Genomic DNA, 12,572 nt, shown 5'->3' on the forward strand with positions numbered 1-12,572 from the left:
GTACTCAGCATAAACTAAAGGCGAAATGTCTTGAAAATCAAAAACATAGATTTAGCTACGCTGAACCTTACGGTTTCTCGACTACACTTCGACTACGCTCTGTGACCACGCTCGAAATGACAGTTACATTTTGATTATTACACTTTAAGGATATACAGTAAAAAGGATAATCAATTTATATAATTAATATTTCATCTAAAGTATTAATTAAGCTAGCTATTAGAAAAGCGCGTTTTTTAATTGTAATCTAACCCTATGATGTTTCTTATTTGGTCTAAGGTGCTAATAAGTTCTATACTTTTATTAAAAGTCATAATATCACTTTCCGTTTTTCCTTTTCTTAGTAGCTCATTTATATGTTGTATTTCATAACTATAACCTAAGGTTTTGCAATTAAATAGTTTAGTTTCGGATTGGCCATTTTCATAAATGAGTTCCACAGAATTTGGTTGATGAAAATTATTATTTACTCTAATTGTACCTCTTTCACATTTAATAACAAGCTTAGTTTTTGTGTTTTTCAAAAATGTACTATTCAGAAAAGCTTTAGCTTTATTATAGTGAAATATTATGTTGCAGCTAGAATCAGTTCCGTTAGAGAAAAAATCTGCATTTGCTTTAATAGAGTTTGGTAACCCCAATAATGATAGTGCTGCAAATACAGGATAGATGCCGATATCTAATAGACTTCCTCCACCAAGACTTTTATCAAAAAGCCTTGAATTTTCGTCGTATTTAGGATGCAATCCAAAACCAGCTTCAAGTTTAATTACGTTTCCAAAATACTGGTTGGTTACTAGTTTTTTTATTTCCTGAAAGTGCGGTAAAAAAGCTGTCCACATTGCTTCCATTAATAATAAGTTATTCGTTTTCGCTGTGCGAATCATTTCATTTACCTCATTTAGATTCATAGCAAAAGGCTTTTCACATAACACAGGTGTTTTTAGATTAAGACAAAGCAATGTATGTTTTTTATGAAGACTGTGAGGTGTTGCTATATAAACAACATCAACCTGTTCATCTTTGGCAAGGCTTTCATAATTGCCATAAGCTTTCGTAGCTTTAAATTTACTAGCAAATTTTTCAGCTTTTTTAAGATTTCGAGAGGCGATACCATAAAGTTTGCAATTAGAAACTGAATGTAAATCTTTGGCAAATTTTTCAGCAATATTACCTGCTCCAATAATTCCCCATCTTACTACTTTAGTTTTCATGTATTTAAGACCTTTTCCCTGTCGTAGCTTGAATAATATGTGTAATAGAAATTACTAAAATACATCCAAAAAGGTTAAGCCATAGGTAAGGCATCCAGTCATACCACCAACCAACAATAATAATAACTTGTGTAATTAAAGCACCAATGAAAACAGCATTTCCTTTTATATGCTTAAAGAAAAATGCTAATAAGAAAATACCTAAAACATTACCATAAAAGATAGAGCCAATAATATTTACGAGCTGAATGAGATTTTCTGCTAAATTGGCAAAACATGCAATGATGATTGCTATGATTCCCCAAGTCAAAGTAAACCATTTAGTTACTCTAACCATATGTGCATCGTCTTTTTCTTCCTTTTGATTACGCGCATACAAGTCCATAGATGTAATCGTTGCCAATGCGTTTATTTCTGAAGCCGTCGAGGACATCGCAGCAGATAATATAACCGCTAATAATAATCCTATAAGACCAACAGGAAGATGTTTAAGCACAAACCGAATAAACATGTAGTCTCTATCATTGGTCTTTGTATCTTTTGCTGCAGATTTATAAAGTATTTCTAGTTCCTCAGATTTAGAAATATAAGCTTCGCTTTTTGGATTTACCGAGAGTTTTTCAACTTCAGATTTTAATGTGCTGTATTTATCAACATATTCTGGATAAATTGCTTTTTTAATCAAAAACTTTGACTCTAATCGATAAGCCTTTTCAATGCTATCTAATTTAAAAAGTTGATTGTACGTTGCTATATTTTCCTCTTTAGCTAATTCTAAACTCAGGCTTTTTTTCTCTAAGAATAATTCATTCTGCTTTTGCTGGAGTTTTTTGTATTCATCACTATATTCTGAAGCCAATACTTGTTCTGTAGATGTATCAATAAAGTTTAATGGCGAAGGATTAAACTGATAAAAAACAAATACCATAACACCAACCAAAAGAATAAAAAATTGCATTGGTACTTTCAATAAGCCATTGAAAATTAATCCCATTTGCATTTGTTTCATACTCTTACCAGAAAGGTAGCGCTGTACCTGACTTTGGTCTGTGCCAAAGTAGGAGAGTGCTAAAAAAGTTCCGCCAATTAAACCTGACCAAACGGTATATCGGTTTTCTAGATCAAAAGAAAAGTCCAAGACTTCCATGCGACCACTCGCACCGGCAATATCTAAAGCATCGGTAAAAGAGACGTCCTTAGGTATTAAGTCTAATGTAATAAATAATGCTGCTAACATTCCAGCAAAAATGACAAACATTTGTTGTTTTTGTGTTACTGTTACTGCTTTTGTACCACCGGAAACGGTATAAATAATAACCAATACACCAATAATAATATTGAGATAAATGATATTAATACCCAAAACTATAGATAAAATTATCGCAGGTGCAAAAATGGTAATTCCTGCTGCGAGTCCTCGTTGTATTAAAAACAGAATGGCAGTAAGACTTCTGGTTTTTAAATCGAAACGGTTTTCTAAAAACTCATAGGCTGTGTAGACTTTTAAGCGATGGTAAAGTGGTATAAATACCAAACAAATAATGACCATGGCTATAGGCAAACCAAAGTAAAATTGTACAAAACCCATACCGTCAGAGAATGCTTGACCAGTGGTCGACAAAAAGGTAATTGCACTAGCTTGCGTCGCCATTACCGAAAGTCCGATGGTCCACCAACGTGATGTATTTCCACCTTTTATATAGTCTTGCGCACTTTTATTATTTCGGGTAACCCAAGTACCATATCCAACGATAGTAAGTAGGGTAACAGCTAAAACCGTCCAATCAATCCAGCTTAAAGTCATATTAAAAGGCTTGGGTTAAAAAGTAAAATAAGATGATGTAGATGAGATTAGCCACGAGTACTAAGGTGTATGATTTTAACCAAGGCTGTTTTTTATGTGATTGCTCTTCCATGGACTAGTTTTTTAAATTTGTAGATGTTTTTTCTTTACCAGCCGAAAGCATATTAGCAAATAGGCGATAAGCCCCAGAAACACCTGCAGGAAATTCTCTAAAGAAACTCAAACCTGTATAGATATAGTTGCCTTTTCCGTACTTAGCTACTAATAGACTACCATCTTTTGGACTTTCGCCCTTATCATTTGAAGAAAATAACGGGGTAAATTCTTCAGACCATTTGTTTGGAAAGTATAAGCCTCGTTCTTGTACCCAACCCTCAAAATCTTGTTCTGTTATTTTATTTGGAAAGTTTAATAGCGGATGATTAGGTTCTAAAATGCGTATTTTGGCATTTTCGTCAGTAACTCTGTCACGAGATAATTTTAGTTCGTAAGGTGCAATGTTATCGACTTTTATGCGTCTACTAGTGTTGTATTGGACAATTAAATTTCCGCCGTCTTTTACAAAATCTAATAAATATTTTTGTTTAAATTTTAATTCATCCAAAATGTTGTAAGCTCTAATACCGACAACAATAGCATCAAAGTTACTCAGGTTTTTAGCTGTAATTTGCTCTGGTTTTATAATGGTAACTCTGTAACCAATTTGTCTAAGGCTTTCTGGTACTACATCTCCCGCACCTTCAATATAACCAATATTACTGCCACGTTTTTCGATATCTAGTCTTACCAATTTACTTTCACTTGGTAGATAAACGGTTTGGAAAGGGATATGGTTATAATCAATTTCTATGAGCTCTTTTGTGTAGAATTCACCATCGAGATTTACCATCGGTGTGATTAATCCTTCGCTTTGATATTTAGGAGGAATAACAGTAAACACCAATCTTTGTGCATCACCTTTATTAGCGATGTTTATTTTTTGTTTTTCCGGATAGACGCTCCAATCATTTGGGTAAGCCATCTGCACAAAACCTTCAATATTATCTTTACCAGCTTTTACAATGACTTCAATATCTTTCTGTTTATCATTTTCAAAAATGTAGACCTTGTCTTTTAAGTTTGCAGAAACTGGTGGTACAACTTCAAATGGTCTATACAATTCACCTTTGTCAGGTTTTGAATAGCGATATACCACTGGTTTTGTAATTGGAATTAAAACGTTTTCGATATTCAAGTTAAAAGTAACGTTAATCGCTCTTGGTGTTTCTGGTTTACCTATTAGTATTTGGTCTTCGACATTGTACATTCCTAAACTTCCTTTTTTATTGAGCCAATATGCAGATGTGTAATTACTATTATCAGGAATTGTGATACCTTCTTCAATATTAATACGCAGATTTTGTGGAAGTGTAATGTTTTTTGAAACAGCATTATCTAAAGAGGTCATGTTATAAGAAACCAATTGAATACCTATATTGCTTCTGTTTAAAGCTTCAATTCGTAAATTTACGGACTCATTTTTTGTAGCCGTTGGACTATTGGCTGAAACTTCTAAATACAAACCAGAACATGCCTCGATTATTGACTTTAATTCTTCAGATTTAATGGATTTCCAATGGTTATCTTTAACTTTTTGAAGCATTTGGTATGCTCTAACCAATTCTGGAATATGTGCTGATGGGTGAGCAAAGTTGAAATTATTTTCAACTGATTTTAAAATGGTACCTATTGCTTTTCCTCCTTCAATTCTATTCCAACTGATATCAATTCCAGCAAAAGGGTTATCGTCTTCTAGAGCATCACCTTTAAGGAATTCTATGTATTCTTCTTGCGAGCCTCGAGAGGTCATTCTACCAAAACCTTGACATAAATGCTGACTGCTAGCCATAGACGCCAATTCATTATTTGAAAGTCCTTTTAGCGGATAGTAAACACCAATATCAAAATTCAGCATATTGCTTTTATCGATTTTATTGAAAGCTTCTCGGCTACCATAACGCCACCAAGAGGTATTATAGAAGATACGTTTGGGTTGCCATGTATCTACATGTTTTAGTTGCGAAGGGTATGCCGAAGCATCATCTACTAAGTCAAAAGCCTCTAAACTAAGTATGGCTGAGCTTGTATGATGTCCGTGTGTTTGGCCTGCGCGTCTGTGGTCAAAACGGTTAATGATAATGTCTGGCTTAAACTGTCTAATATTCCAAACTACATCAGCCAAAACTTCGTCTTTATTCCAAATACTTAGAGTTTCGTCTGGGTGTTTTGAATAGCCAAAATCATTAGCACGTGTAAAACGTTGCTCGCCACCATCAATACCTCTTGCAGCCAAAAGTTCTTGGGTACGCATGATACCTAAAAGCTCTCTAATTTCTGGACCGATAAGGTTTTGTCCGCCATCACCACGTGTTAGAGATAAATAAGCAGTACGTGCTTTTACTTCGTTAGACATGTAAGCTATAAGTCTTGTGTTCTCATCATCAGGATGAGCGGCTACGTACAATACAGAAGCCAAAACGTTTAACTTTTGTACAGCTTCATATATTTCTGAAGAATTTAGTTTTTTTGGTTGCTGTGCATTTACAGAAAATAATGCTGAAAAAAGGAATAAAATCCCAAATGTTATGCGATGCATCTTAGAGCTGGTTAGTTACTTTTCAAAGTTATAAAAGTTGACTAGCTACTGGTCTGATTTTAGATTTATTTAACGGTTAAAATTACAACCACTTTTTTCTTTTGAAATAAAATAGAAGCCCAATAAACATAATAAACATTACACCTATAAGTACAAAATAGCCATAGCGGTATTGCAGTTCTGGAATATATTCAAAATTCATCCCGTAAATACCAGCTAAAAAAGTCAGCGGAATGAATATTGTAGATATTATAGTGAGTACTTTCATTACCTCATTCATCCTATTGCTAATGGTCGTCATGTACATATCCATTAAACTCCAAATCATTTCCCGGTAAATATCAATGTTTTCTGATACTTGGATTAAGTGATCGTAAACATCTCTATAGTAGGTTATTGTACGCTTGTAAATTAATGGATGTTCTCCTTTTTCAATACGACTTATGATTTCTCGAAGTGGAAATATAGCCCGACGTACTTTTAAGATTTCTCTTTTAAGTTGTTGTACTTCAACATTAATATTATCTCGAGATTGTCCAGCAAATAACTCGGTTTCTAAGTCTTCGATTTTGTTGCCTAAGGTTTCAATAATACTAAAATAGTTGTCAACGACTGCATCAATTAATGCGTACATTAAATAATCAGATTTTAAACCTCTAATACGTCCATTGGCATATCTAAGACGTTCTCTGATTGTATTAAAAACATCACCTTCAGATTCTTGAAATGTTATCACGTAGTTTTTACCCAATACAAAACTTACTTGCTCAATAACTATGTTTTCATCTCTATCGTAATACAACATTTTTAAAACTACAAAGAGATAATTTTTGTACTCATCTATTTTTGGACGTTGTGTTGTATTTACAATATCCTCTAAGACTAATGGATGAAGACCATATTGTTTACCAATATTTTCGATTTGATCTGTATACTTTAATCCATCGACATTAATCCAAGTTACAGAGTCGGTATCTTTATAGTTTACCGCATCTTCAATATTAATAAGCGCGGATTCTTCAATAGTATCTTTTGTATAGTCAAAACATTCTACGTGAAAATCTTTATCAGATTTTTTTCCAGTATAAATAAGTGTACCAGGTACTTGTCCAATATGTTTTTGAAAATCCTTGGTGCGCTTTTTTGGTTTTATCTTCATAGTTTATAAAATACTACTATCGTTTAAAGCATCTTTCTGAATTAAAGTTACAGCTTTTTGAAGTATGAGGTTGTTAGGGTAAGTTACTAAATCTCCATTATCTTCCCTTAAAATTAACTGAAACGCTCTTATATCTTCTATAATAGCTTCTATAGGGTAATCCTTGTCATGAATTTTTATTTTATCACCGACTTTGTATGGAAAGGAAAAGAACATAATAACACCTGAGGTTACATTGCTCAATATTGACCAAATAGCAAATAAAGCAATACCAATAACTGCAAATACGGATGAAAATACGACGGAAATATCACCAAAGTCAGCACCAAGTATAAATGCCTCTATGAGTAATCCAAGAAGTAAAATAGTTACAGTGGCGTAACGTCCAATAAGATTGGCTCTTGCCTCTGTGGTACCACTACGCTTACCAATTTTTTTTACTGAAATTACGATTAACGCTCTAATAATTATTAGGATTACGAGCAAAATAGCTGAATATACAATTTCAGTCTGGTAAGTATTAAAGAGGTTGGCCATTTCTATATAGTTGTTACTACTAACAAATATAGCTTAGAGATTTAGATTTATTGTAGACCTAGGTCTTCTCTTAGGATTTGATACTTATTGGCATTCTTGCTCCAATATGCCGATTTAATCGTTTTTATTTTGGTTGCCTTAGTCGTTAACATTTCGGTATGAGACCCATATCCGCTAGGTGTAGTTTCTTCCCAACTAGTGATTTCAAAAGGAAATACTTTATTAAAATTAATAATTAAAGTTCTTTTTAATTCAGGATAGTCTAATGTATAAGAACCTTCCTTTAAAGTGGCACTAGCATTATAGGCTTTAAAATCTATGTGTCTTAAACGAATATATTCTAAGGAAGGAATAACGGATATCTTCCCAGTTGGAAGCGATTGAGGATTGATACGGAGTTTTGTCCATAATTCGTTTTCAGAGATACTTTTATCTAAATTAAACTTTTGGTCGGCTTCAGATTGAAAATAGGAGTGAGACATCACTTCAAAATCTGCTCTATTGTTTAATTGAGCATAGACATGTCCGCACCATTCTTGTATTGAGGCTGATGCTTTTATCAAATGCTGGTTATTAGCAACAGGGTAAAACGTACTCTGCATTATCGAATATGGATAGATACCCGTGTTAAAATTTTTAGTAGCGTTTAACTTTAAGACCGAGACGTTTTCTTCACTGTAATTATCTGCTTTTACTTGTACTTCTGGAAGAAAATCTTCTGTAACATAAACCATGACGGCATTGCCATTTCGTACCTCGGCATAACGTACTTGTTCTAATTTGTAAGATGTAATTTCGGCTTCACCACCATGCCAATAGTCATTAAATGCTTTTGAGGGTTTAAAAGCAGGTTTTTTGATTACCTCATTAATTTGAGCTTCAGCAATGATTTTTGAATTTTTTTTCTGAACCTCCTCCTTACATGATATCAAGGAAAATAAGACGATTGGAAGTACATATTTTAAGGCTTTCATAACATTCAATTTTTAGCAAAATTACAATGCTATTTTTCTTTAGCAATGGCATTTAACGTTTCGTAAAGTAAATGGGTAGGTAGACCAACGACATTGTTATAAGAACCTTCAATGCTTGTAATGCCAATAGAGCCAATCCACTCTTGGATGCCATAAGCACCAGCTTTATCAAAGGGTTTGAAGTTGTTTATATAAAACCAAATTTCCCTGTCAGATAAGGTTTTGAAAGTAACTTTGGTGCTGGTATTTACAACAATTTGCTTATCCGGTGTTGTAAAACAAACCGATGAAATGACTTCGTGCGTTGCATCGCTCAAAGATTTGAGCATATAAAAAGCATCTTGAGGGCTTTTAGGTTTGCCAAGGGCTTCATTCTTATACCAAACAATGGTGTCACTCGTGACTATAATGGTATTTTCTTTCAGTTCGTTTTGAAAAGGTTCTGCCTTTAATTTTGATAGGTAATCAGTAATAGCTTCACGCTCGAGATGTTTAGGATAAATTTCTTCAATAGGTTTTTGGGCAACTTCAAAATCTAAGTTTAAATCTTTAAAAAACTGGTGACGTCTGGGAGAACCAGAAGCTAGAATAAGGCGGTATGGCTTTAAAATTTTTTTTAGCATTATTTCAATAATATAAATTGAAACAATAAAAGCGAAAGGATACCTGTAAGCATTACTAATTTTAGAATGTTACTTATCATTTTATAATCTCTATTAAGTTCTGCGCTAAACAGCTTTATGCACGTATATATTAATGGTGCTATGATTAATAATAAGACATAACCCATGGCTATTGGCTGTTTGTAGAGATTGTTGGAAAGGTATATAATAATTACTCCGAGTGGAATTAAAGACAATATAAAAGCTAGTTTTGTGGCACGCTGTCTTCCTAAGACTATTGGTAGACTTTTAATTCCCATTTTATAATCGCCGTCTATGTCCTCAATATCTTTTATAATTTCACGAAGTAAATTGAGCATAAAAGCAAAAATGGCATAGTCTTTAATGAGATCTAAGAAAAATAACTGCGACGATTGATTTGCTCTTGTTACAGCAGGAACTAAATCAAACACACCAACTAAAAGAATACTTAGACTAACAAGACCTGCAACAATAATATTACCAACTAAAGTGATACTTTTAAGGTATGTGGAGTAGATGTAAAGCAATGCAGAAGCTAACACAAAAATGATAAAAAAGGAAGGTTTGCCAATAGCTCTTGAGATTAGGAAACCTAAAATAACACCAATAAAATTTAGAGCGATAAATAAATTTGTTGCTGTTTTTTCAGAAATATGTCTACCGACTATAACTGATTCGGGTTTATTGATTTTATCAGCTGTAACATCTTCAATGTCGTTAATTATATAACCAGCGGCGGCAATAAAGACTGTAGCTAAAACTAAGATTATAAAGTCCATAGTACTTAAAGCTGTCCTGAAGCCGTAATCTTCTTTTAAAGGTTCTAGAAGTGCGTATTTTATGAGAGCTTGGGTTAAAACTATTAATAGTAAGTTTTTCCAACGAATGAGTTTAAGAATATAATTCATATATGCTTATCGCGACATAATTTGACTGATGAGGTGAAATACAGAAACGGACAATAATGCAAATAAAAAAAGAGTTAGAATTGCAGTTCTTTTATTAACGATACGCTCTTGTTTTCTAATTTTATCTTTTATTTTTTGTTTGTCTTCCTTAGTTAAATTCTTATGCAAAAAATCCATCTCGTAGTGCAAATGTGCTTCGAGGTCTAGTTTTTCTTTGTATTTTGAGAATGGTTTTTTTGAACTTTGATTGAAAGTGTTTTGATTGTTGCCAAAACCAATGTAACCGAATCCTGTGCTATGTCTTCTTCCCATGGTTTATTGATTTTAGACTTTAAAGATAATAATCAAAAATAATACTTTTATTTAAAGACTAATCAATCGTAATTAGCTTCAAAATTTCCATTCCATTTGCCTTGTACTTTTAGTACTTGTTCAATAACATCTCTTACAGCACCTGCACCACCATTTTTATGAGATATGTATTTGGAAATAGCCTTTATCTCAGGTACCGCATCTTGCGGACAACAGGGCAAACCTGCTAATTGCATTACAGGATAATCAGGGATATCATCACCCATATACAAAGTTTGAGATTTTGAGATATTGTTTTTCGAAAAATAATCGTTAAGCTGTTCAATTTTATTTTTTGCTCCCAAATAGACATCTTTAATACCTAAATGATTAAGTCTTTTCCTTACACCTTCGTTAGAGCCACCAGAAATAATACAAATATTATAGCCTAAGTCTACAGCAGTTTTTAGAGCGTATCCATCTTTAATATTAAAATTTCTAAGCATTTCGCCATCTGTAGTTACGGTAACAGTTCCATCCGTTAGCACACCATCCACATCAAAAATAAATGTGGTAATATCGTTTAGGTATTCTTTATAGCTTTTATCTTCCATATTATTATTAGCTCTTGCTTTTAGGTTTTTTAGCGTTTATTCCGTTTACGGTTGTAAGGATATTTAATGCCATGTGTTTTTTGAATGGATTGCGTTAGCAATTCATAAATATTAGAGTGTTCCTCATTTTCTAGTAACTTAAAGTGCTTCTTTAATGTTTTTATATCATTACGTTTTGCAGGACCAGTTTGTGCCATGTAAGGTGACATCTCTTGTACTTTGTTTGCTGTTTCAGCAATAAGGGGTTTTAATATTTCAAAATTAATACTTTTTGCATCGCTAATTTCATGAGCAATTCGGTATAACTGATTGGCGAAATTATTTACAAATACAGCCGAAAGATGAAGGGTTTGCCGCTGTTCTGTGGAAATTTTGTAGTGTTTACTACCTACAGCTTCAGCCAAGTTTTTAAGTACTTCAAGTTTAGATTTGTCTTCAGTTTCAATGCAAAAAGGGACATTAGCAAAATCCATTTCCGCATCTTTAGAAAAACTTTGCAGCGGATAAAAAACACCACGGCTATTTTTCTTGTCCAAATCATGCAAACCTACACTTCCAGAGGTATGTACAAGGAAGCGATTATCAAAAGGTAATGCTTCAGATAGTTTAGCTACAGCATCATCAGTGACTGCTAAAACGTAAATATCTACATCTTTTAAATTTGAAAGATTATCTATAACCTCAGTTTCATTTTGAAATGACTTTATTCGTTCAAACGTGCGGTTATACCATTGCTTAACGGCAATAGATTTAGACTTTGAAAACGCGCGATATAGATGCGAAGCCACATTACCAGCTCCAAGAATTGTTACAGTAATCATAGCGTAAAAATACTAAGAATTATAGCGTCTAAAAAATGAAGTGTCTTTCAATAAAATAAAAAATTAGTCTACCTTTAAAACCATGTCAAAACTAGATATAAAAACCAGAGAAGATGTTTTTCTTCTTGTTACTAAATTCTACGAAAAAGTGAAAAAGGACTGGGTTCTTGCCCCTTTTTTTAACAATACGATTAAAGACTGGGATGAGCATTTGCAACATCTAACAACGTTTTGGGAGTCGAGTTTGTTTTTAAAAACAAAGTTTACAGGAAATCCGTTAGAAGCTCATGTAAATATTGATAAAGCTCATCATAATAGTATAACAGAATTGCACTTTGGTTTGTGGTTAAATCTTTGGTTTGAAACTATTGACGAATTATTTGTAGGCCATTATGCTGAAAATGCCAAACGTCGCGCCCGTAAAATGGGGACTTTCTTGTATTTAAAAATTTTTGAAGCAAGACAAAATCAATGAGTTTTATTATAAATATAAAAATAACATGAAATTACTAAAAGAATTTAAAGAGTTTGCTGTTAAAGGAAACATGATGGACATGGCGATTGGTATTATCATCGGTACAGCTTTTAATAAAGTTATCGATGTATTAGCCAAGCAAGTTTTACTGCCACCGCTATCATTATTGTCTGATGGTGTCAATCTCCAAAACCAAAAATTTGTATTACGAGAAGCAGTATTTAATGGTGAAGGAGAACTCACTATATCTGAAGTTGCTATTGCCTATGGTAAGCTCGCTGAGGTCTTTTTAGATTTTTTCATCATTGGATTTACTGTTTTTATCATCGTTAAATTTATGAATAGGTTAAAGCGTAAAGCTCAAGACACCAGTGACAATACCGTTGTGACACCTAAAGACATTGAGTTGCTTTCAAATTTAAATACATTGATGGAAGAACAGAATCAACTATTGAAGGCTCAAAAAGCTTCATAATTATTGAAAGAAATTTAACAA

At 33.2% G+C, this 12,572-nt stretch carries 13 protein-coding genes; 2 read left to right on the forward strand and 11 right to left on the reverse strand.

Going from position 1 to position 12,572, the window contains the following annotated elements:
• Nucleotides 1-236: 236 nt before the first annotated feature.
• The 11 genes from HKP48_RS02890 to HKP48_RS02940 all read right to left on the reverse strand — a co-directional run bounded on the left by HKP48_RS02890 (nucleotide 237) and on the right by HKP48_RS02940 (nucleotide 11,601).
• Nucleotides 237-1,214, reverse strand: a complete 978-nt coding sequence (locus HKP48_RS02890) for a Gfo/Idh/MocA family oxidoreductase (RefSeq protein ID WP_296342621.1) — start codon at nucleotides 1,212-1,214, stop codon at nucleotides 237-239.
• A gap of 4 nt (nucleotides 1,215-1,218) precedes the next feature.
• The gene (locus HKP48_RS02895) at nucleotides 1,219-3,018 is read right to left on the reverse strand and encodes a sodium:solute symporter (protein ID WP_296342624.1); all 1,800 of its coding nucleotides are present in this window, start codon (nucleotides 3,016-3,018) and stop codon (nucleotides 1,219-1,221) included.
• A 115-nt stretch (nucleotides 3,019-3,133) separates the two neighbouring features.
• Nucleotides 3,134-5,653: a PIG-L family deacetylase gene (locus tag HKP48_RS02900; protein ID WP_296342626.1), complete on the reverse strand. Its 2,520-nt coding sequence runs from the start codon at nucleotides 5,651-5,653 to the stop codon at nucleotides 3,134-3,136.
• 82 nt (nucleotides 5,654-5,735) lie between these two features.
• Nucleotides 5,736-6,812, reverse strand: a complete 1,077-nt coding sequence (corA, locus tag HKP48_RS02905; protein ID WP_296342628.1) for a magnesium/cobalt transporter CorA — start codon at nucleotides 6,810-6,812, stop codon at nucleotides 5,736-5,738.
• Nucleotides 6,813-6,815: 3 nt separating this feature from the next.
• Nucleotides 6,816-7,349 carry a mechanosensitive ion channel domain-containing protein gene (locus tag HKP48_RS02910; protein ID WP_296342630.1) on the reverse strand — a complete coding sequence of 178 codons (534 nt, stop codon included), beginning with the start codon at nucleotides 7,347-7,349 and terminating at the stop codon, nucleotides 6,816-6,818.
• A gap of 47 nt (nucleotides 7,350-7,396) precedes the next feature.
• Entirely contained in the window at nucleotides 7,397-8,323 is a 927-nt protein-coding gene (locus HKP48_RS02915; RefSeq protein ID WP_296342632.1) for a septum formation inhibitor Maf, read from the reverse strand.
• Between the two features lie 29 nt (nucleotides 8,324-8,352).
• A complete protein-coding gene (locus HKP48_RS02920; protein WP_296342634.1) occupies nucleotides 8,353-8,946 on the reverse strand; it encodes a Maf-like protein in 594 nt (197 codons plus the stop codon).
• Nucleotides 8,946-9,875, reverse strand: a complete 930-nt coding sequence (locus HKP48_RS02925; protein ID WP_296342636.1) for a geranylgeranylglycerol-phosphate geranylgeranyltransferase — start codon at nucleotides 9,873-9,875, stop codon at nucleotides 8,946-8,948. Before HKP48_RS02925 ends, HKP48_RS02920 begins: the two co-directional genes overlap by 1 nt.
• Nucleotides 9,876-9,881: 6 nt before the next feature.
• On the reverse strand, nucleotides 9,882-10,187 hold the full coding sequence (locus HKP48_RS02930) for a hypothetical protein (RefSeq protein WP_296342638.1): 306 nt from the start codon (nucleotides 10,185-10,187) through the stop codon (nucleotides 9,882-9,884).
• A 62-nt stretch (nucleotides 10,188-10,249) separates the two neighbouring features.
• A complete protein-coding gene (locus HKP48_RS02935; RefSeq protein ID WP_296342640.1) occupies nucleotides 10,250-10,780 on the reverse strand; it encodes an HAD-IIIA family hydrolase in 531 nt (176 codons plus the stop codon).
• A gap of 29 nt (nucleotides 10,781-10,809) precedes the next feature.
• Entirely contained in the window at nucleotides 10,810-11,601 is a 792-nt protein-coding gene (locus HKP48_RS02940; protein ID WP_296342643.1) for a Rossmann-like and DUF2520 domain-containing protein, read from the reverse strand.
• Nucleotides 11,602-11,683: 82 nt separating this feature from the next.
• On the opposite strand from HKP48_RS02940, the gene HKP48_RS02945 reads away from it, so the two are divergent.
• Together HKP48_RS02945 and mscL are read left to right on the forward strand one after the other, a co-directional pair.
• Nucleotides 11,684-12,076, forward strand: a complete 393-nt coding sequence (locus HKP48_RS02945; RefSeq protein ID WP_296342645.1) for a group III truncated hemoglobin — start codon at nucleotides 11,684-11,686, stop codon at nucleotides 12,074-12,076.
• 25 nt (nucleotides 12,077-12,101) lie between these two features.
• The gene (gene mscL / locus HKP48_RS02950) at nucleotides 12,102-12,551 is read left to right on the forward strand and encodes a large conductance mechanosensitive channel protein MscL (protein WP_296342647.1); all 450 of its coding nucleotides are present in this window, start codon (nucleotides 12,102-12,104) and stop codon (nucleotides 12,549-12,551) included.
• The last annotated feature ends 21 nt before the right edge of the window (nucleotides 12,552-12,572 follow it).

The sequence above is a fragment of the Winogradskyella sp. genome, assembly GCF_013042245.1.
GTDB lineage: Bacteria > Bacteroidota > Bacteroidia > Flavobacteriales > Flavobacteriaceae > Winogradskyella.

What these genes read in the sequence shown, in the direction of transcription:
- HKP48_RS02935 (WP_296342640.1), bottom strand. Translation starts at nt 10,780, where the DNA reads ATGGAAGATAAAAGCTATAAAGAATACCTAAACGATATTACCACATTT.
- HKP48_RS02910 (WP_296342630.1), bottom strand. Translation starts at nt 7,349, where the DNA reads ATGGCCAACCTCTTTAATACTTACCAGACTGAAATTGTATATTCAGCT.
- HKP48_RS02920 (WP_296342634.1), bottom strand. Translation starts at nt 8,946, where the DNA reads ATGCTAAAAAAAATTTTAAAGCCATACCGCCTTATTCTAGCTTCTGGT.
- HKP48_RS02930 (WP_296342638.1), bottom strand. Translation starts at nt 10,187, where the DNA reads ATGGGAAGAAGACATAGCACAGGATTCGGTTACATTGGTTTTGGCAAC.
- HKP48_RS02900 (WP_296342626.1), bottom strand. Translation starts at nt 5,653, where the DNA reads ATGCATCGCATAACATTTGGGATTTTATTCCTTTTTTCAGCATTATTT.
- HKP48_RS02890 (WP_296342621.1), bottom strand. Translation starts at nt 1,214, where the DNA reads ATGAAAACTAAAGTAGTAAGATGGGGAATTATTGGAGCAGGTAATATT.
- corA (WP_296342628.1), bottom strand. Translation starts at nt 6,812, where the DNA reads ATGAAGATAAAACCAAAAAAGCGCACCAAGGATTTTCAAAAACATATT.
- HKP48_RS02915 (WP_296342632.1), bottom strand. Translation starts at nt 8,323, where the DNA reads ATGAAAGCCTTAAAATATGTACTTCCAATCGTCTTATTTTCCTTGATA.
- HKP48_RS02945 (WP_296342645.1), top strand. Translation starts at nt 11,684, where the DNA reads ATGTCAAAACTAGATATAAAAACCAGAGAAGATGTTTTTCTTCTTGTT.
- HKP48_RS02940 (WP_296342643.1), bottom strand. Translation starts at nt 11,601, where the DNA reads ATGATTACTGTAACAATTCTTGGAGCTGGTAATGTGGCTTCGCATCTA.
- HKP48_RS02895 (WP_296342624.1), bottom strand. Translation starts at nt 3,018, where the DNA reads ATGACTTTAAGCTGGATTGATTGGACGGTTTTAGCTGTTACCCTACTT.
- mscL (WP_296342647.1), top strand. Translation starts at nt 12,102, where the DNA reads ATGAAATTACTAAAAGAATTTAAAGAGTTTGCTGTTAAAGGAAACATG.
- HKP48_RS02925 (WP_296342636.1), bottom strand. Translation starts at nt 9,875, where the DNA reads ATGAATTATATTCTTAAACTCATTCGTTGGAAAAACTTACTATTAATA.